General features: G+C 50.8%; 17 protein-coding genes and 1 pseudogene. All 18 read left to right on the top strand.

What is annotated here, in order from left to right:
- The first annotated feature begins 2 nt into the window (after positions 1-2).
- The 18 genes and pseudogenes from ACLJRE_RS09215 (at position 3) to rfbH (ending at position 20,706) form a co-directional block, all read left to right on the top strand.
- Positions 3-476, top strand: coding sequence for a GDP-mannose mannosyl hydrolase (locus tag ACLJRE_RS09215; protein ID WP_023212545.1), 474 nt, complete (start codon positions 3-5; stop codon positions 474-476).
- Complete coding sequence (wcaI, locus tag ACLJRE_RS09210) at positions 473-1,696, top strand: colanic acid biosynthesis fucosyltransferase WcaI (RefSeq protein ID WP_023252071.1); 1,224 nt, start codon at positions 473-475, stop codon at positions 1,694-1,696. Before ACLJRE_RS09215 ends, wcaI begins: the two co-directional genes overlap by 4 nt.
- On the top strand, positions 1,693-3,135 hold the full coding sequence (gene cpsB, locus ACLJRE_RS09205; RefSeq protein ID WP_000605943.1) for a mannose-1-phosphate guanyltransferase: 1,443 nt from the start codon (positions 1,693-1,695) through the stop codon (positions 3,133-3,135). The genes wcaI and cpsB overlap by 4 nt, the downstream gene beginning before the upstream one ends.
- A gap of 110 nt (positions 3,136-3,245) precedes the next feature.
- Positions 3,246-4,616 carry a colanic acid biosynthesis phosphomannomutase CpsG gene (gene cpsG, locus ACLJRE_RS09200; RefSeq protein ID WP_000164185.1) on the top strand — a complete coding sequence of 457 codons (1,371 nt, stop codon included), beginning with the start codon at positions 3,246-3,248 and terminating at the stop codon, positions 4,614-4,616.
- A 53-nt stretch (positions 4,617-4,669) separates the two neighbouring features.
- Complete coding sequence (gene wcaJ, locus ACLJRE_RS09195) at positions 4,670-6,064, top strand: undecaprenyl-phosphate glucose phosphotransferase (protein ID WP_000183163.1); 1,395 nt, start codon at positions 4,670-4,672, stop codon at positions 6,062-6,064.
- Between the two features lie 127 nt (positions 6,065-6,191).
- Positions 6,192-7,670, top strand: a complete 1,479-nt coding sequence (gene wzxC, locus ACLJRE_RS09190; RefSeq protein ID WP_000058682.1) for a colanic acid undecaprenyl disphosphate flippase WzxC — start codon at positions 6,192-6,194, stop codon at positions 7,668-7,670.
- Between the two features lie 21 nt (positions 7,671-7,691).
- Positions 7,692-8,972, top strand: coding sequence for a colanic acid biosynthesis pyruvyl transferase WcaK (gene wcaK / locus ACLJRE_RS09185; RefSeq protein WP_023212544.1), 1,281 nt, complete (start codon positions 7,692-7,694; stop codon positions 8,970-8,972).
- Positions 8,969-10,189, top strand: a complete 1,221-nt coding sequence (gene wcaL / locus ACLJRE_RS09180) for a colanic acid biosynthesis glycosyltransferase WcaL (protein WP_000868528.1) — start codon at positions 8,969-8,971, stop codon at positions 10,187-10,189. The genes wcaK and wcaL overlap by 4 nt, the downstream gene beginning before the upstream one ends.
- A 10-nt stretch (positions 10,190-10,199) precedes the next feature.
- Positions 10,200-11,603 (top strand): colanic acid biosynthesis protein WcaM, encoded by a 1,404-nt coding sequence (gene wcaM, locus ACLJRE_RS09175; protein ID WP_001144954.1) that lies wholly within the window; start codon positions 10,200-10,202, stop codon positions 11,601-11,603.
- Between the two features lie 177 nt (positions 11,604-11,780).
- The gene (galF, locus tag ACLJRE_RS09170; RefSeq protein ID WP_023212543.1) at positions 11,781-12,674 is read left to right on the top strand and encodes a GalU regulator GalF; all 894 of its coding nucleotides are present in this window, start codon (positions 11,781-11,783) and stop codon (positions 12,672-12,674) included.
- 376 nt (positions 12,675-13,050) lie between these two features.
- On the top strand, positions 13,051-14,136 hold the full coding sequence (gene rfbB / locus ACLJRE_RS09165) for a dTDP-glucose 4,6-dehydratase (protein WP_000697846.1): 1,086 nt from the start codon (positions 13,051-13,053) through the stop codon (positions 14,134-14,136).
- Positions 14,136-15,035 carry a dTDP-4-dehydrorhamnose reductase gene (gene rfbD, locus ACLJRE_RS09160; protein ID WP_015405858.1) on the top strand — a complete coding sequence of 300 codons (900 nt, stop codon included), beginning with the start codon at positions 14,136-14,138 and terminating at the stop codon, positions 15,033-15,035. The genes rfbB and rfbD overlap by 1 nt, the downstream gene beginning before the upstream one ends.
- Before the next feature lie 47 nt (positions 15,036-15,082).
- Entirely contained in the window at positions 15,083-15,961 is an 879-nt protein-coding gene (rfbA, locus tag ACLJRE_RS09155) for a glucose-1-phosphate thymidylyltransferase RfbA (RefSeq protein ID WP_015405859.1), read from the top strand.
- Entirely contained in the window at positions 15,962-16,513 is a 552-nt protein-coding gene (rfbC, locus tag ACLJRE_RS09150) for a dTDP-4-dehydrorhamnose 3,5-epimerase (RefSeq protein WP_000973709.1), read from the top strand.
- Between the two features lie 5 nt (positions 16,514-16,518).
- A pseudogene (locus tag ACLJRE_RS09145) lies at positions 16,519-17,512 on the top strand (CDP-6-deoxy-delta-3,4-glucoseen reductase).
- Complete coding sequence (gene rfbF / locus ACLJRE_RS09140) at positions 17,509-18,282, top strand: glucose-1-phosphate cytidylyltransferase (protein WP_000648785.1); 774 nt, start codon at positions 17,509-17,511, stop codon at positions 18,280-18,282. The pseudogene ACLJRE_RS09145 and the gene rfbF overlap by 4 nt, the downstream one beginning before the upstream one ends.
- Positions 18,283-18,286: 4 nt before the next feature.
- Positions 18,287-19,366 (top strand): CDP-glucose 4,6-dehydratase, encoded by a 1,080-nt coding sequence (rfbG, locus tag ACLJRE_RS09135; RefSeq protein ID WP_001528452.1) that lies wholly within the window; start codon positions 18,287-18,289, stop codon positions 19,364-19,366.
- A gap of 26 nt (positions 19,367-19,392) precedes the next feature.
- Positions 19,393-20,706, top strand: a complete 1,314-nt coding sequence (gene rfbH / locus ACLJRE_RS09130; RefSeq protein WP_000126349.1) for a lipopolysaccharide biosynthesis protein RfbH — start codon at positions 19,393-19,395, stop codon at positions 20,704-20,706.
- Positions 20,707-20,735 lie beyond the last annotated feature (29 nt).

Here is a 20,735-nt window from a genome sequence, read left to right as displayed (position 1 = left end):
CAATGTTTTTACGTCAGGAAGATTTCGCCGCCGTGGTGCGGGCGACGCCCCTCATCTCCCTCGATTTCATTGTGGAAAACGGCCAGGGGGAAATTTTACTGGGCCAGCGTCTCAACCGTCCGGCGCAGGGCTACTGGTTTGTGCCGGGGGGGCGGGTGTGCAAAGACGAAACGCTGGAGGCCGCCTTTGCACGCCTGACGCAGGCGGAACTGGGCGTGCGTCTGCCGCTGGCGGCAGGGACGTTTTATGGCGTCTGGCAGCACTTCTATGACGACAACTTTTCCGGTGAGGATTTTTCAACTCACTACATCGTGCTCGGATTTCGTCTGCGCGTGGCGGAGAGCGATTTACGCCTGCCTGACGCCCAGCATGGCAGTTACCGCTGGCTGACGCCGGAACAGCTTCTGGCAGGCGATAATGTTCATGAGAACAGTCGGGCCTACTTCCTTCCTGACGCGCCGGCGGTGGGCCTATGAAGATCCTGGTCTATGGCATTAACTATTCGCCGGAACTGACCGGTATCGGCAAATATACCGGCGAAATGGTGGCGTGGATGGCGCGGGAAGGCCATGAGGTGCGAGTCATTACCGCGCCGCCGTACTACCCGCAGTGGAAGGTCGGCGAGCGCTATTCCGCCTGGCGCTATCGCCGGGAAGAGGGCGAGGCTACCGTCTGGCGCTGCCCGCTGTATGTGCCGAAACAGCCCTCCACCTTAAAACGGTTGCTTCATCTGGGGAGCTTTGCATTGAGCAGTTTTTTCCCACTGATGGCGCAGCGTCGCTGGAAGCCGGATCGGATTATCGGCGTTGTACCGACGCTCTTTTGTACGCCGGGAATGCGTCTGCTGGCGACACTCTCCGGCGCGCGTACCGTACTGCATATTCAGGATTACGAAGTGGATGCCATGCTCGGCTTAGGAATGGCGGGAAAAGGTAAGCGCGGCAGCGTAGCGCGGTTAGCAACGGCCTTTGAACGTAGCGCGCTGCGTAGCGTTGATAATGTTTCGACCATCTCTCGCTCCATGATGAATAAAGCGCGGGAAAAGGGCGTCGCGGCGGAAAAAATCCTCTTTTTTCCGAACTGGTCGGAAGTGGCGCGCTTTCAGGACGTTAATGACGCTGACGTGACGGCTTTGCGTCAGCAGCTTGGCTTGCCAGAGGGTAAAAAAATCGTGCTCTATTCCGGCAATATCGGCGAAAAGCAAGGGCTGGAAAAGGTGATAGACGCCGCGGAACGATTACGCGATCGACCGCTGATTTTCGCGATTGTCGGCCAGGGGGGCGGCAAGGCGCGGCTGGAGAACATGGCCCGCGAACGCGGCCTGCCAAATATTAAATTCCTCCCGCTGCAGCCTTACGACGCCTTACCCGCGCTGCTGAAAATGGGCGACTGCCATCTGGTGGTGCAAAAGCGCGGCGCGGCGGATGCGGTACTGCCCTCCAAGCTGACTAACATTCTGGCGGTCGGCGGTAATGCGGTGATTACCGCTGAGCCGCACACCGAATTAGGACAACTTTGCGCGCGCTATCCGGGCATCGCCGTTTGCGTGGAACCGGAGTCGACCGACGCGCTGGTTAACGGGATTAGCCAGGCGCTCGCCATGCCGAAAAACAACACGACGGCACGTGAATACGCCGAACGCACGCTCAATAAAGAGAACGTGCTACGCCAATTTATTGCAGATATTCGGGGATGATAATGCGTCAGACAAAACTTTACCCGGTTGTGATGGCCGGTGGCTCCGGTAGCCGATTGTGGCCGCTTTCTCGCGTGCTTTATCCAAAACAGTTTCTGTGCCTGAAAGGCGATCTCACCATGCTGCAAACCACCATTTGCCGTCTGAACGGCGTGGAGTGCGAAAGCCCGGTGGTTATCTGCAACGAACAGCACCGTTTTATCGTTGCCGAACAGCTCCGCCAGCTCAATAAGCTGACGGAGAACATTATTCTTGAGCCCGCCGGGCGCAATACCGCGCCGGCGATTGCGCTGGCGGCGCTGGCGGCGACGCGCCAGCATACGGACTGCGATCCGCTGATGCTGGTACTGGCGGCGGATCATGCGATCGCCAATGAAGAGGCCTTCCGCGACGCGGTGCGCGACGCCATGCCCTATGCCGACGCGGGCAAACTGGTGACCTTCGGTATCGTGCCGGATCTGCCGGAAACCGGCTATGGCTATATCCGGCGCGGTGATGTCGTGCCGGGCGCGACGGATGCGGTGGCTTTTGAGGTGGCGCAGTTCGTTGAGAAGCCGGGGCTGGAAACCGCTCAGGCCTACGTCGCCAGCGGCGATTACTACTGGAACAGCGGCATGTTTCTGTTCCGCGCCGGACGCTATCTGGAAGAGCTGAAAAAGTTCCGCCCCGATATTCTGGCCGCCTGTGAACAGGCGATGCGCGGCGTCGATCCGGATCTTGACTTCATTCGTGTGGATGAAGAGGCCTTCCTCGCCTGTCCGGAAGAGTCCATTGACTACGCGGTGATGGAGCGGACGGCGGACGCGGTGGTGATGCCAATGGACGCGGGCTGGAGCGATGTCGGCTCGTGGTCCTCGCTGTGGGAAATCAGCGCCCACACCCCGGAGGGAAACGTCCACCACGGCGACGTCATCAGCCATAAAACGGAAAACAGCTACGTTTACGCCGAATCCGGCCTGGTGACCACCGTCGGCGTGAAGGATCTGGTGGTGGTGCAGACCAAAGACGCCGTGCTGATTGCCGATCGCCACGCGGTGCAGGACGTGAAAAAGGTGGTGGAGAAGATCAAGGCCGACGGACGCCATGAGCACCACATGCACCGCGAGGTTTACCGCCCGTGGGGCAAATACGACTCCATCGACGCGGGCGAGCGCTATCAGGTGAAGCGCATTACCGTCAAGCCGGGGGAAGGACTGTCGGTGCAGATGCACCATCACCGCGCCGAGCACTGGGTGGTGGTGGCGGGGACCGCCAGAGTCACCATCAACGGCGAGGTTAAGCTGCTCGGTGAAAACGAGTCCATCTATATTCCGCTGGGGGCGACTCACTGCCTGGAAAATCCGGGAAAAATACCGCTCGATTTAATTGAAGTGCGTTCCGGCTCGTATCTCGAAGAGGACGACGTGGTGCGGTTCGAGGACCGTTACGGGCGGGTCTGACGCCTGCAATGGTGCCCGGTAAGCGCAACGCGCCATCCGGCAATGAACAACAATAACGATGTTGGCCATTTACGGTCAGGGCTAACTGTTGCCTGAAGAAGGGTAAGAACATGACAAAATTAACCTGTTTCAAGGCCTACGACATTCGCGGCAGGCTGGGCGAAGAGCTCAATGAAGATATCGCGTGGCGGATTGGCCGCGCTTACGGCGAATATTTAAAACCGAAAACCATCGTGCTGGGCGGCGACGTGCGCCTGACCAGCGAGGCGCTGAAGCTGGCGCTGGCGAAAGGGTTACAGGACGCGGGCGTCGACGTGCTGGATATCGGTATGTCCGGCACCGAAGAGATTTACTTCGCCACCTTCCACCTCGGCGTGGACGGCGGTATTGAAGTGACCGCCAGCCATAACCCGATGGACTACAACGGTATGAAGCTGGTGCGCGAGGGCGCCCGCCCGATAAGCGGCGACACCGGTCTGCGCGACGTTCAGCGTCTGGCGGAAGCGGGCGATTTCCCGCCGGTGAACGACGCCGCGCGCGGCAGCTACAGACAAATCAGCCTGCGCGACGCCTACATCGACCACCTGCTCGCCTACATCAGTGTTAACAATCTCACCCCGCTGAAGCTGGTGGTGAATTCCGGCAACGGCGCGGCGGGGCCGGTCATTGACGCCATCGAAGCGCGTCTGAAGGCGCTGGGCGCGCCGGTGGAGTTCATCAAAATCCACAACACCCCGGACGGCACCTTCCCGAACGGCATTCCCAACCCGTTGCTGCCGGAGTGTCGCGACGACACCCGCAAGGCCGTTATTGAACACGGGGCGGACATGGGCATCGCCTTTGACGGCGACTTCGACCGCTGCTTCCTGTTCGATGAGAAAGGGCAGTTTATCGAGGGGTACTACATCGTCGGGCTGCTGGCGGAAGCGTTTCTGGAAAAACACCCGGGGGCGAAGATTATCCACGACCCGCGCCTGACCTGGAACACGGAGGCAGTGGTGACGGCGGCGGGCGGGACGCCGGTGATGTCAAAAACCGGGCACGCCTTTATCAAGGAGCGGATGCGTACGGAGGATGCCATTTATGGCGGGGAAATGAGCGCGCATCACTATTTTCGTGATTTTGCCTACTGTGACAGCGGAATGATCCCGTGGCTGCTGGTGGCGGAGCTGGTGTGCCTGAAGGGACAGTCGCTGGGTGAACTGGTCCGCGACCGGATGGCGGCGTTCCCGGCGAGCGGGGAAATCAACAGCAGGCTGGCGGAGCCAGCGGCGGCCATCGCGCGGGTGGAAGCGCACTTTGCGGAAGAGGCGCAGGCAGTGGACCGCACGGACGGTCTCAGCATGTCGTTCGCCGACTGGCGTTTCAACCTGCGCTCGTCGAACACCGAACCGGTGGTGCGCCTGAATGTGGAGTCACGCGGCGATATTCCGCTGATGGAAGCGCGAACACGCACTCTGCTGGCGCTGCTGAATCAGTAACGTCAGATCTCCCCTTACCGCCTGCGGGTAAGGGGCCAATCACAGGAACAACGATGACAAATCTAAAAAAGCGCGAACGAGCCAAAACCAATGCATCGTTAATCTCTATGGTGCAACGCTTTTCAGATATCACCATCATGTTTGGCGGGCTGTGGTTCATCTGTGAAGTCAGTGGACTGCCATTCCTGTACATGCACCTGTTGGTGGCGCTGATTACGCTGGTTGTTTTTCAAATGCTGGGCGGGATGACCGATTTTTATCGCTCCTGGCGCGGCGTCAAAATGTCGACAGAGTTAACGCTGTTACTGCAAAACTGGACGCTGAGCCTGATCTTCAGCGCCGGTCTGGTGGCGTTTAATGATGACTTTGACAACCGCCTTGCCACCTGGCTGGCCTGGTATGCGCTGTCCAGCCTGGGCTTAGTGTTATGCCGTTCATTTATTCGTTTCGGCGCGGGCTGGCTACGCAATCGTGGTTATAACACTCGCCGGGTCGCCGTCGCCGGAGATTTGCCTGCGGGCCAGGCGTTGCTGGATAGCTTCCGTAATGAGCCGTGGCTGGGTTTTGAGGTGGTGGGCGTCTATCACGATCCCAAACCGGGCGGCGTCTCTGCTGACTGGGCCGGGAACTTCGAGCAGTTAATTGACGATGCGAAAGCCTCGCGAATTCACAATGTTTATATCGCTATGTCAATGAGCGACGGCGCCATGGTGAAAAAACTGGTGCGCGAGCTGGCCGACACCACCTGCTCGGTGATCCTTATTCCCGATGTGTTCACCTTTAATATTCTCCACTCGCGCGTGGAGGAGATGAGCGGCGTTCCGGTCGTTCCGCTGTATGACACGCCGCTGTCAGGGATTAACCGTCTGCTTAAACGGGCAGAGGATATCGTGCTGGCGTCGCTGATTCTGCTGCTCATCTCACCGGTACTGTGCTGCATTGCGCTGGCGGTCAAATTGAGCTCGCCCGGGCCGGTGATTTTCCGTCAGACGCGCTACGGGATGGACGGCAAGCCGATCAAGGTCTGGAAGTTCCGCTCAATGAAGGTGATGGAGAACGATAAGGTCGTTACCCAGGCGACGCAAAACGATCCGCGCGTCACCCGGGTAGGTAACTTTTTGCGTCGTACCTCGCTGGATGAATTGCCGCAGTTTATCAATGTGTTAACCGGCGGGATGTCTATCGTCGGTCCACGCCCTCACGCGGTGGCGCATAACGAACAGTATCGTCAGTTGATTGAAGGTTACATGCTACGCCACAAGATGAAGCCGGGCATCACCGGCTGGGCGCAAATTAATGGCTGGCGCGGTGAGACTGATACGCTGGAGAAAATGGAAAAACGCGTGGAATTCGACCTGGAATACATCCGCGAATGGAGTATTTGGTTCGATATCAAAATCGTTTTTCTGACGATTTTTAAAGGGTTTGTTAATAAAGCGGCGTATTAAGAACCTGACCCACAAGGCTATTTTACTTGCCATATTGAACCAGCGTGTACTCTCCGGTTTTTCCGCGCTGTCCGTGTTCAATCTGGCTGCGCCAATGACGCCTTGTGAACAGGTTCTGGAGAAAAGAATGAGTTTACGACAAAAAACGATCAGCGGCGCTAAATGGTCGGCTATCGCCACGATAGTGATTATCGGTCTGGGGTTAATTCAGATGACGGTGCTGGCGCGGATCATCGACAACCACCAGTTTGGCCTGTTGACCGTCTCGCTGGTGATTATCGCGCTGGCCGACACGATCTCGGACTTTGGCATCGCGAACTCGATTATCCAGCGTAAAACGATTGGGCATCTGGAGCTGACCACGCTTTACTGGCTAAACGTTGGGCTTGGGATTGTGGTATTTGCGGTGGTCTTTTGGCTGAGCGATGCGATTGCCCATGTTTTGCATAACCCGGATCTCGCGCCGTTAATCAAAACGTTGTCGCTGGCGTTTATTGTGATCCCTCACGGGCAGCAGTTCCGCGCGCTGATGCAAAAAGAGCTGGAGTTCAATAAGATCGGCATGATCGAAACGACCTCCGTGCTGGCGGGGTTCACCTTTACGGTGATTAGCGCCCATTACTGGCCGCTGGCGTTAACCGCGATTCTCGGCTATCTGGTGAACAGCGCGGTGCGAACGCTGCTGTTTGGTTACTTTGGCCGCAAGATTTACCGTCCGGGGCTGCATTTTTCGCTGGCATCGGTGTCCACGAACCTGCGTTTTGGCGCGTGGCTGACGGCGGACAGTATCGTCAATTACATCAACACGAATTTATCGACGCTGGTACTGGCGAGAATTCTCGGCGCAAGCGTCGCCGGGGGATATAACCTCGCGTACAACGTGGCGGTTGTGCCGCCGGCGAAGCTTAACCCCATCATTACTCGCGTGCTATTTCCGGCATTCGCCAAAATCCAGGACGATACCGAGAAGCTGCGCGTCAACTTCTATAAGTTGCTTTCCGTGGTGGGAATTATCAATTTTCCCGCGCTGCTGGGCCTGATGGTAGTGGCGAACAATTTTGTGCCGTTAGTGTTTGGCGAGAAGTGGAACAGCATTATCCCGATCCTGCAATTGCTGTGCGTGGTGGGGCTGCTGCGCTCAGTCGGCAACCCGATTGGTTCGCTGCTGATGGCGAAAGCGCGCGTGGATATCAGCTTTAAATTCAACGTTTTTAAAACGTTTCTGTTTATCCCGGCAATTCTCATTGGCGGCCATCTGGCGGGGGCGATTGGCGTGACGCTGGGGTTCCTGGTGGTGCAAATCATCAACACCATTCTGAGCTATTTCGTGATGATTAAGCCGGTACTCGGCTCCAGCTATCGTCAGTATATTCTCAGCCTGTGGCTACCGTTTTATCTCTCATTGCCAACATTTATTACCAGCTACGGCGCAGGAAAGCTGGTCGATGGCTATTTACCGTTGTCAGGGGTATTCGCGCTACAGGTTATGGTCGGTATTTTGAGTTTTATTTTGATGATTATTTTTTCACGCAATGCGCTGGTGATGGAAATTAAAAATCAGCTTGTTGGCAGTGCAAAAATGAAAAAGTTATTACGTGTCGGATGACGGGGATATAAGAGGCTATTTATGAAATTATTAATTTTAGGCAACCACACATGCGGCAACCGTGGTGATAGCGCCATTATGCGCGGTTTGCTTGATGCCATCCGTCAACAGGCGCCAGAGGCGGAGATGGATGTGATGAGCCGTTTCCCGGTGAGTTCCGCCTGGTTGCAGGGGCGCCCGATTATTGCCGACCCGCTGTATCAGTTAAGCCAGAAACAGCAGGCGGCGGCAGGGCTTAACGGTCGGGTGAAAAAAGTATTACGTCGTCGTTTTCAGCATAAAATTTTATTGTCTAAAGTCGCCCAGGAAGGTTCGCTGCGTAATTTTGCTATCGCGCCGGAATTTGCCGAATTCGCGCAATTTATTGCGCAGTATGACGCCGTCATTCAGGTGGGCGGTTCAAACTATGTCGACTTATACGGTTTGACTCACTTTGAATATCCGCTGTGCGCGTTTATGGCGAACAAACCAATTTATATGGTGGGACATAGCGTCGGCCCTTTCCAGAACCCTGACTTTAACCAGCTCGCCAATTATGTTTTTGGACGCACCAGTGCGCTGATCCTGCGTGAAACCGTCAGCCGCGATCTGATGACCGCCGCGCAGATCGATACCCGGAAAGTGGAGCAGGGGGTGGATACTGCCTGGTTAGTCGAACGCCGTCACGACGAGTTTGTCGCCAGTTATGCTGTGCAGCACTGGCTGGACGTCACCGCGCGCCGCAAAACCGTCGCGATTACGTTGCGCGATCTGGAGCCGTTTGATAAACGCCTGGGCACCACTCAGCAGGCCTATGAGCAGGCATTTGCCCAGGTCGTGAATCGCCTGATTGCGGACGGTTATCAGGTACTGGCGCTGTCGACCTGCACCAGTATCGATCGCTATAACCGCGATGACCGGATGGTTGCGTTACGGATGGCGAATTATGTAAACGACTCAGAGCATTTCCATATCGCGATGGACGAACTCAATGATGTGGAAATCGGAAAGATCCTCGCATCCTGCGTACTGACCATCGGGACGCGCCTGCATTCCGCCATTATCTCCATGAATTTTGGCACGCCCGCTATCGCCATTAATTATGAACATAAATCCGCCGGGATTATGCAGCAGCTAGGCCTGGCGGAATTGGCTATCGATATCCGTCACTTGCTGAACGGTTCATTACAAAGCGTGGTGGCCGATACGCTCAATCAATTGCCTGCGCTAAAGGCAAAAGTGGCTAACGCCGTCACCGAGGAGCGGGCGAAAGGGTTCACGATGATCAAATCCGTTCTCGACAGAATTCGGGAGGAACAATGAAAGTCAGCTTTTTTCTGCTGAAATTTCCACTCTCATCGGAAACCTTTGTGCTGAATCAGATTACTGCGTTTGTTGATATGGGCCATGAGGTGGAGATTGTCGCGTTACAAAAAGGCGATACCCAACATACTCACGCCGCCTGGGAGAAGTATGGCCTGGCGGCGAAAACCCGCTGGTTACAGGATGAGCCCCAGGGACGGCTGGCGAAACTGCGCTACCGGGCATGTAAAACGCTGCCGGGGCTGCATCGGGCGGCGACCTGGAAAGCGCTCAATTTTACCCGCTATGGCGATGAATCACGCAATTTGATCCTTTCCGCGATTTGCGCGCAGGTGAGCCACCCTTTTGTGGCGGATGTGTTTATCGCACACTTTGGTCCGGCGGGCGTGACGGCGGCCAAACTACGCGAACTGGGCGTGCTTCGCGGCAAAATCGCGACTATTTTCCACGGGATTGATATTTCCAGCCGCGAAGTGCTCAGTCATTACACGCCGGAGTATCAGCAGTTGTTTCGTCGTGGCGATCTGATGCTGCCCATCAGCGAACTGTGGGCCGGTCGCCTGAAAAGTATGGGCTGTCCGCCGGAAAAGATTGCCGTTTCGCGCATGGGCGTCGACATGACGCGTTTTACCCATCGTCCGGTGAAAGCGCCAGGGATGCCGCTGGAGATGATTTCCGTCGCGCGCCTGACCGAGAAAAAAGGCCTGCATGTGGCGATTGAAGCCTGTCGGCAACTGAAAGCGCAGGGCGTGGCGTTTCGCTACCGCATTCTGGGGATTGGCCCGTGGGAACGTCGGCTGCGTACGCTCATCGAGCAGTATCAGCTAGAGGATGTCATTGAGATGCCGGGGTTTAAACCGAGCCATGAAGTGAAGGCGATGCTGGATGACGCCGATGTTTTTTTGCTGCCGTCGATTACCGGTACGGATGGCGATATGGAAGGTATTCCGGTAGCGCTGATGGAGGCGATGGCGGTGGGGATTCCCGTGGTGTCTACCGTGCATAGCGGCATTCCGGAACTGGTGGAGGCCGGCAAATCCGGCTGGCTGGTGCCGGAAAACGATGCGCAGGCGCTGGCGGCCCGACTCGCTGAGTTCAGCCGGATTGACCACGACACGCTGGAGTCGGTGATCACGCGCGCCCGTGAAAAAGTGGCGCAAGATTTTAATCAGCAGGCGATTAATCGCCAGTTAGCCAGCCTGCTACAAACAATATAAACGAGGTGGTATGCCCGTGAATAAGTTCTCCCGACGTACCCTCCTGACGGCAGGTTCCGCGCTTGCTGTTCTTCCTTTTCTGCGCGCCTTGCCGGTACAGGCGCGTGAACCTCGCCAGACCGTCGATATTAAGGATTATCCGGCGGATGACGGTATCGCCTCGTTCAAACAGGCCTTCGCCGACGGACAGACCGTGGTCGTACCGCCAGGATGGGTGTGTGAAAATATCAATGCGGCGATAACGATTCCGGCGGGAAAAACGCTGCGGATACAGGGCGCGGTGCGTGGGAATGGCCGGGGAAGGTTTATTTTGCAGGACGGGTGTCAGGTGATGGGGGAGCAGGGCGGCAGTCTGCACAATGTGACGCTGGATGTTCGCGGGTCGGACTGTGTGATTAAAGGCGTGACGATGAGCGGCTTTGGCCCCGTCGCGCAAATTTTCATTGGCGGTAAGGAACCGCAGGTGATGCGTAATCTCATTATCGATGACATCACCGTTACCCACGCCAACTACGCCATTCTCCGCCAGGGATTTCATAACCAAATGGACGGCGCGCGGATTACGCATAGCCGCTTTAGCGATTTGCAGGGGGACGCCATTGAGTGGAATGTCGCGATTCACGACCGCGACATCCTGATTTCCGATCATGTCATCGAACGCATTGATTGTACCAATGGCAAAATCAACTGGGGGATCGGCATCGGGTTGGCGGGTAGCACCTATGACAATAGTTATCCTGAAGACCAGGCAGTAAAAAACTTTGTGGTGGCCAATATTACCGGATCTGATTGCCGACAGCTGGTGCACGTAGAAAATGGCAAACATTTCGTCATTCGCAATGTAAAAGCCAAAAACATCACGCCCGATTTCAGTAAAAATGCAGGTATTGATAACGCAACGATCGCAATTTATGGCTGTGATAATTTCGTCATTGATAATATTGATATGACGAATAGTGCTGGGATGCTCATCGGCTATGGCGTCGTTAAAGGCAAATACCTGTCAATTCCGCAAAACTTTAAATTAAACGCTATTCGGTTGGATAATCGCCAGGTTGCTTATAAATTACGCGGCATTCAAATTTCCTCCGGTAACACCCCCTCTTTTGTCGCCATCACCAACGTACGGATGACGCGTGCTACGCTGGAACTGCATAATCAACCACAGCATCTTTTTCTGCGTAATATCGACGTGATGCAAACTTCAGTCATTGGCCCGGCGTTAAAAATGCGCTTCGATTTGCGTAAAGATGTCCGTGGTCAATTTATGGCCCGCCAGGACACGCTGCTTTCCCTCGCTAATGTTCATGCCATCAATGAAAACGGGCAGAGTTCCGTGGATATCGACAGGATTAATCACCAAACCGTGAATGTCGAAGCAGTGAATTTTCCGCTGCCGAAGCGGGGAGGGTAAGTACCACTATTTTTACGAAAATTCCTGGGAAAAAGTTGTTCATACTTAATGTTATGGTGCCGACTAAGACGTAATGTAGAGCGTGCCATCATTATCCCTGGCAGCAGAGTAATTCATGCTGGCGAAAACAAGCTAAAGAGCTATAATTCAGCAACCATTTTACAGGTGGAAGAAACAATGATGAATTTGAAAGCAGTTATACCGGTAGCGGGTTTGGGTATGCATATGTTGCCTGCCACCAAGGCAATCCCAAAAGAGATGCTACCGATCGTCGACAAGCCAATGATTCAGTACATTGTCGATGAGATTGTGGCTGCAGGGATCAAAGAAATCGTACTGGTGACTCACGCGTCTAAAAACGCCGTTGAGAACCACTTCGACACCTCTTATGAACTTGAATCACTTCTTGAGCAGCGCGTTAAGCGTCAGCTTTTGGCGGAAGTGCAATCTATCTGCCCACCGGGCGTAACGATTATGAACGTGCGCCAGGCGCAGCCGTTAGGGCTGGGGCACTCTATTCTGTGCGCGCGTCCGGTTGTGGGCGATAACCCTTTCATTGTGGTACTCCCGGATATTATTATTGATGATGCTACCGCCGATCCGCTGCGCTATAACCTTGCGGCGATGGTGGCGCGTTTCAATGAAACGGGTCGCAGCCAGGTGCTGGCGAAACGCATGAAAGGTGATTTATCGGAGTATTCCGTTATCCAGACGAAAGAACCTCTGGATAATGAAGGCAAAGTCAGCCGGATTGTGGAGTTTATCGAAAAACCGGATCAGCCGCAGACGCTGGATTCCGATTTGATGGCGGTAGGCCGTTATGTGCTTTCAGCCGACATCTGGGCGGAACTGGAAAGAACCGAACCGGGCGCCTGGGGCCGTATCCAGCTCACCGATGCCATTGCTGAACTGGCGAAAAAACAGTCGGTTGACGCGATACTAATGACGGGTGACAGCTATGACTGCGGTAAAAAAATGGGCTACATGCAGGCATTTGTGAAGTACGGGCTGCGCAACCTGAAAGAAGGAGCGAAGTTCCGTAAGAGCATAGAGCAGCTTCTGCATGAATAAGTATTAACAACCGTGATAAATGGTTGGTGATAAACATAATAACGGCAGTGAACATTCGAAGCGGCAAGTTGGCTGAAACGAGTGTTGACTGCCGTTTTAGTTTTGTATAAAGGACTTAAGTAACAAGGGGTTATCTGGAGCATTTTAATGCTGATTTTATAAGATTAATCCTTGTTTCCGGATGCAATTAATAAGACAATTAGCGTTTAAGTTTTAGTGAACTTTGCTCTGCTGGGCGAGGTTTGTAACAAGTCGATATGTACGCAGTGCACTGGTAGCTGATGAGCCAGGGGCGGTAGCGTGTGTAACGACTTGAGCAATTAATTTTTATTGGCAAATTAAATACCACATTAAATACGCCTTATGGAATAGAAAAGTGAAGATACTTATTACTGGTGGGGCAGGTTTTATTGGATCAGCTGTTGTCCGCCATATTATTAAGAATACACAGGACACTGTAGTTAATATTGATAAATTAACCTACGCCGGTAATCTTGAATCCCTTTCTGATATTTCTGAAAGTAATCGCTACAATTTTGAACACGCGGATATTTGTGATTCCGCTGAAATAACGCGTATTTTTGAGCAGTACCAGCCGGACGCGGTGATGCATTTGGCTGCGGAAAGTCATGTGGACCGTTCGATTACCGGGCCAGCAGCATTTATTGAAACCAATATCGTCGGCACCTATGTACTTCTTGAAGTTGCGCGTAAATACTGGTCTGCGCTTGGCGAAGATAAAAAAAATAATTTTCGTTTTCATCATATTTCCACTGATGAAGTTTACGGCGATTTACCGCATCCTGATGAAGTTGAAAACAGCGTTACGCTGCCGTTATTTACTGAAACGACGGCATATGCGCCAAGTAGCCCCTATTCTGCGTCAAAAGCATCCAGCGATCATTTAGTCCGTGCCTGGCGGCGTACCTATGGTCTACCAACGATCGTTACCAATTGTTCTAATAACTATGGCCCTTATCACTTCCCTGAAAAACTGATTCCGTTGGTCATTTTGAACGCACTGGAAGGAAAGCCTTTGCCAATTTATGGCAAAGGGGATCAGATTCGCGATTGGCTATATGTAGAAGATCATGCTCGCGCGCTTCATATGGTAGTGACTGAAGGCAAGGCAGGGGAGACTTATAACATTGGTGGACACAATGAGAAGAAAAATCTCGATGTGGTATTTACCATCTGTGATCTGCTGGATGAGATTGTACCCAAAGCGACTTCTTATCGTGAACAAATCACTTATGTCGCGGATCGTCCGGGCCATGATCGTCGTTATGCCATTGATGCAGGTAAAATTAGCCGCGAATTAGGCTGGAAACCGCTGGAGACCTTTGAAAGCGGTATTCGTAAAACAGTGGAATGGTACCTTGCAAATACTCAATGGGTAAACAATGTTAAAAGTGGGGCGTATCAGAGTTGGATAGAACAGAACTATGAAGGACGCCAGTAATGAATATCTTACTTTTTGGTAAGACAGGGCAAGTAGGCTGGGAGTTGCAACGTTCTCTGGCACCAGTGGGGAATCTGATTGCCTTGGATGTCCATTCAAAAGAGTTTTGCGGTGATTTTAGCAATCCGAAAGGCGTTGCCGAAACCGTTCGTAAGCTTCGTCCCGATGTGATTGTTAACGCAGCAGCCCATACTGCAGTAGATAAAGCAGAGTCTGAACCAGAACTGGCGCAGTTACTTAACGCCACCAGTGTGGAAGCCATCGCTAAAGCAGCCAACGAAACTGGCGCATGGGTAGTGCATTATTCAACCGATTATGTATTTCCTGGTACCGGCGATATCCCATGGCAGGAAACGGACGCTACGTCGCCGCTGAATGTCTATGGCAAGACCAAACTGGCGGGAGAAAAGGCCCTGCAGGATAACTGCCCTAAGCATCTTATCTTCCGCACCAGTTGGGTTTATGCAGGTAAGGGCAATAATTTCGCAAAGACAATGCTTCGTCTGGCGAAAGAGCGTCAGACACTTTCAGTCATCAACGATCAGTACGGTGCGCCAACCGGTGCGGAATTACTGGCTGACTGCACGGCTCATGCGATCCGTGTGGCGTTAAAAAAACCAGAAGTCGCAGGTCTTTACCATGTGGTTGCCGGGGGAACCACAACCTGGCATGACTACGCGGCCTTAGTCTTTGACGAGGCGCGCAAAGCAGGGATAACGCTTGCGCTGACTGAGCTTAATGCTGTGCCGACCAGCGCCTACCCGACGCCGGCGAGCAGACCTGGAAATTCGCGTCTCAATACTGAAAAGTTTCAGCGTAATTTTGGCCTTATTCTGCCGCAATGGGAATTAGGAGTTAAGCGCATGCTGACTGAAATGTTTACGACGACAACCATCTGATAAATTTAAATGCCCATCAGGGCATTTTCTATGAATGAGAAATGGAAATGAAAACGCGTAAGGGCATTATTTTAGCGGGGGGCTCCGGCACCCGTCTTTATCCGGTGACCATGGCGGTAAGTAAGCAATTGCTACCAATTTATGATAAACCGATGATTTACTATCCCCTTTCCACGCTTATGCTGGCAGGCATTCGGGATATCCTGATCATCAGTACGCCACAGGACACGCCGCGTTTTCAACAACTGCTGGGAGACGGCAGCCAGTGGGGGCTGAATCTTCAATATAAAGTACAGCCAAGCCCGGATGGCTTAGCACAGGCGTTTATTATTGGTGAAGAGTTCATTGGTAATGATGATTGTGCATTAGTACTGGGTGACAATATCTTCTATGGTCATGATTTACCAAAGTTAATGGAAGCTGCCGTTAATAAAGAAAGTGGTGCTACCGTCTTTGCTTATCATGTAAACGATCCGGAGCGCTACGGTGTGGTTGAGTTTGACCAAAGTGGCACAGCCGTTAGTCTGGAGGAAAAACCGTTACAACCGAAGAGTAATTACGCGGTAACGGGGCTGTATTTTTATGATAATAGCGTGGTGGAGATGGCGAAACATCTTAAGCCTTCCGCTCGCGGTGAGTTAGAAATCACGGATATTAACCGTATCTATATGGATCAGGGAAGATTGTCTGTCGCCATGATGGGGCGCGGTTATGCCTGGCTGGATACAGGGACGCATCAGAGTTTGATAGAGGCCAGTAATTTTATTGCAACCATCGAAGAACGCCAGGGTCTGAAAGTGTCTTGCCCGGAAGAGATCGCATTTCGTAAAAATTTTATAAATGCACAACAGGTTATAGAACTGGCCGGGCCATTATCAAAAAATGATTATGGCAAATATTTGCTGAAGATGGTGAAAGGTTTATAAGTGATGATTGTGATTAAAACAGCAATACCAGATGTCTTGATCTTAGAGCCTAAAGTTTTTGGCGATGAGAGGGGATTCTTTTTTGAAAGTTATAACCAGCAGACCTTTGAAGAGTTGATTGGACGTAAAGTTACATTTGTTCAAGATAATCATTCAAAATCCAAAAAGAACGTACTCAGAGGGCTACATTTTCAGAGAGGAGAAAATGCACAGGGGAAGTTAGTTCGTTGTGCTGTCGGTGAGGTTTTTGATGTTGCGGTCGATATCCGAAAAGAATCGCCTACTTTTGGTCAATGGGTTGGCGTAAATCTATCTGCTGAGAATAAGCGACAGCTTTGGATTCCAGAAGGTTTTGCTCATGGTTTTGTTACTCTTAGTGAGTATGCAGAGTTTCTGTACAAAGCAACTAATTATTACTCACCTTCATCGGAAGGTAGCATTTTATGGAATGATGAGACAATAGGTATTGAATGGCCTTTTTCTCAGCTGCCTGAGCTTTCAGCAAAAGATGCTGCAGCGCCTTTACTGCATCAAGCCTTGTTAACAGAGTAAGCATCGTGTCCCATATTATTAAGATTTTTCCATCAAATATTGAATTTTCCGGTAGAGAGGATGAATCAATCCTCGATGCTGCGCTATCGGCTGGCATCCATCTTGAACATAGCTGCAAAGCGGGTGATTGTGGTATCTGTGAGTCCGATTTGTTGGCGGGAGAAGTTGTTGACTCCAAAGGTAATATTTTTGGACAGGGTGATAAAATACTAACCTGCTGCTGTAAACCTAAAACCGCCCTTGAGCTAAATGCGCATTTTTTTCCTGAACTAGCTGGACAGACAAAAAAAATTGTCCCATGCAAGGTAAATAGTGCTGTACTGGTTTCAGGCGATGTTATGACTTTGAAGTTACGCACACCACCAACAGCAAAAATTGGCTTCCTTCCAGGGCAGTATGTCAATTTACATTATAAAGGTGTAACTCGCAGTTATTCTATCGCTAATAGTGATGAGTCGAATGGTATTGAGTTGCATGTAAGGAATGTTCCCAATGGTCAGATGAGTTCGCTCATTTTTGGGGAGTTACAAGAAAATACTCTTATGCGCATTGAAGGGCCTTGCGGAACATTTTTTATTCGCGAAAGTGACAGACCTATAATCTTCCTTGCAGGCGGTACTGGATTCGCTCCAGTTAAATCAATGGTTGAGCATCTCATTCAGGGAAAATGTCGTCGTGAGATCTACATTTACTGGGGAATGCAAGATAGTAAAGATTTTTACTCTGCATTACCGCAGCAGTGGAGTGAACAGCATGAGAACGTTCATTATATCCCTGTTGTTTCTGGTGATGACGCCGAATGGGTGGGAAGAAAGGGATTTGTCCATCATGCCGTGATGGATGATTTTGATTCTCTAGAGTTCTTCGATATATATGCATGTGGTTCACCTGTGATGATCGATGCCAGTAAAAAGGACTTTATGATGAAAAATCTCTCTGTAGAACATTTCTATTCTGATGCATTTACCGCATCTAAATAATATTGAGGATAATTTATGAAAGCGGTCATCCTGGCTGGTGGACTTGGCACCAGACTAAGTGAAGAAACAATTGTAAAACCAAAACCGATGGTAGAAATTGGTGGCAAGCCTATTCTTTGGCACATTATGAAAATGTACTCTGTGCATGGTATCAAGGATTTTATTATCTGCTGTGGTTATAAAGGATATGTGATTAAAGAATATTTTGCGAACTACTTCCTTCACATGTCAGATGTAACATTCCATATGGCTGAAAACCGTATGGAAGTTCACCATAAACGTGTTGAACCATGGAATGTCACATTGGTTGATACGGGTGATTCTTCAATGACTGGTGGTCGTCTGAAACGTGTTGCTGAATACGTAAAAGATGACGAGGCTTTCCTGTTTACTTATGGTGATGGCGTTGCCGACCTTGATATCAAAGCGACTATCGATTTCCATAAGTCTCACGGTAAGAAAGCGACTTTAACAGCTACTTTTCCACCTGGACGCTTTGGTGCATTAGATATCCAAGCTGGTCAGGTCCGGTCATTCCAGGAAAAACCGAAAGGCGATGGGGCAATGATCAATGGTGGTTTCTTTGTGTTGAATCCATCGGTTATCGATCTCATCGATAACGATGCAACAACCTGGGAACAAGAGCCATTAATGACATTGGCACAACAGGGGGAGTTAATGGCTTTTGAACACCCAGGTTTCTGGCAGCCGATGGATACCCTACGTGATAAAGTTTACCTCGAAGGGCTGTGGGAAAAAGGTAAAGCTCCGTGGAAAACCTGGGAGTAAGTAGATGATTGATAAAAATTTTTGGCAAGGTAAACGTGTATTCGTTACCGGCCATACTGGCTTTAAAGGAAGCTGGCTTTCGCTATGGCTGACTGAAATGGGTGCAATTGTAAAAGGCTATGCACTTGATGCGCCAACTGTTCCAAGTTTATTTGAGATAGTGCGTCTTAATGATCTTATGGAATCTCATATTGGCGATATTCGTGATTTTGAAAAGCTGCGCAATTCTATTGCAGAATTTAAGCCAGAAATTGTTTTCCATATGGCAGCCCAGCCTTTAGTGCGCCTATCTTATGAACAGCCAATCGAAACATACTCAACAAATGTTATGGGTACTGTCCATTTGCTTGAAGCAGTTAAGCAAGTAGGTAACATAAAGGCAGTCGTAAATATCACCAGTGATAAGTGCTACGACAATCGTGAGTGGGTGTGGGGCTATCGTGAGAACGAACCCATGGGAGGGTACGATCCATACTCTAATAGTAAAGGTTGTGCAGAATTAGTCGCGTCTGCATTCCGGAACTCATTCTTCAATCCTGCAAATTATGAGCAACATGGCGTTGGTTTGGCGTCTGTGAGGGCTGGTAATGTCATAGGCGGAGGCGATTGGGCTAAAGACCGTTTAATTCCCGATATTCTGCGCTCATTTGAAAATAACCAGCAGGTTATTATTCGAAACCCATATTCTATCCGTCCCTGGCAGCATGTACTGGAGCCTCTTTCTGGTTACATTGTGGTGGCGCAACGCTTATATACAGAAGGTGCTAAGTTTTCTGAAGGATGGAATTTCGGCCCGCGTGATGAAGATGCGAAGACGGTCGAATTTATTGTTGACAAGATGGTCACGCTTTGGGGTGATGATGCAAGCTGGTTACTGGATGGTGAGAATCATCTTCATGAGGCACATTACCTGAAACTGGATTGCTCTAAAGCAAATATGCAATTAGGATGGCATCCGCGTTGGGGATTGACTGAAACACTTGGTCGCATCGTAAAATGGCATAAAGCATGGATTCGCGGCGAAGATATGTTGATTTGTTCAAAGCGTGAAATCAGCGACTATATGTCTGCAACTACTCGTTAAGAAAATAAGTTTAAGGAATCAAAGTAATGACAGCAAATAACCTGCGTGAGCAAATCTCTCAGCTTGTCGCTCAGTATGCGAATGAGGCATTGAGCCCGAAACCTTTTGTTGCAGGTACAAGCGTTGTGCCTCCTTCCGGGAAGGTTATTGGTGCCAAAGAGTTACAATTGATGGTTGAGGCGTCTCTTGATGGATGGCTAACTACTGGTCGTTTCAATGATGCCTTTGAGAAAAAACTTGGGGAATTTATTGGGGTTCCTCATGTTTTAACGACTACATCTGGCTCTTCGGCAAACTTGCTGGCACTGACTGCGCTGACTTCCCCAAAATTAGGCGAGCGTGCTCTCAAACCTGGTGATGAGGTTATTACTGTCGCTGCTGGCTTCCCGACTACAGTTAACCCGGCGATCCAGAATGGTTTAATACCGGTATTCGTGGATGTTGATATCCCGACATATAATATCGATGCCTCTCTCATTGAAGCTGCAGTTACTGAGAAATCAAAAGCGATAATGATCGCTCATACACTCGGTAATGCATTTAACCTGAGTGAAGTTCGTCGGATTGCCGATAAATATAACTTATGGTTGATTGAAGACTGCTGTGATGCCCTTGGGACGACTTATGAAGGCCAGATGGTAGGTACCTTTGGTGACATCGGAACCGTTAGTTTTTATCCGGCTCACCATATCACAATGGGTGAAGGCGGTGCTGTATTCACCAAGTCAGGTGAACTGAAGAAAATTATTGAGTCGTTCCGTGACTGGGGCCGGGATTGTTATTGTGCGCCAGGATGCGATAACACCTGCGGTAAACGTTTTGGTCAGCAATTGGGATCTCTTCCTCAAGGCTATGATCACAAATATACTTATTCCCACCTCGGATATAATCTCAAAATCACGGACATGCAGGCAGCATGTGGTCTGGCTCAGTTGGAGCGCGTAGAAGAGTTTGTAGAGCAGCGTAAAGCTAACTTTTCCTATCTGAAACAGGGCTTGCAATCTTGCACTGAATTCCTCGAATTACCAGAAGCAACAGAGAAATCAGACCCATCCTGGTTTGGCTTCCCTATCACCCTGAAAGAAACTAGCGGTGTTAACCGTGTCGAACTGGTGAAATTCCTTGATGAAGCAAAAATCGGTACACGTTTACTGTTTGCTGGAAATCTGATTCGCCAACCGTATTTTGCTAATGTGAAATATCGTGTAGTGGGTGAGTTGACAAATACCGACCGTATAATGAATCAAACGTTCTGGATTGGTATTTATCCAGGCTTGACTACAGAACATTTAGATTATGTAGTTAGCAAGTTTGAAGAGTTTTTTGGTTTAAATTTCTAATTTTTGAGGGGGGGGGAATTCCCCTCTAT

Source organism: Salmonella sp. SAL04157, assembly GCF_046551635.1.
In the GTDB taxonomy this organism is placed as follows: Bacteria; Pseudomonadota; Gammaproteobacteria; order Enterobacterales; family Enterobacteriaceae; genus Salmonella; species Salmonella enterica.
The sequence above is the reverse complement of the archived record's forward strand: the minus strand, read 5'-3'. Positions and strand labels throughout refer to the sequence as shown.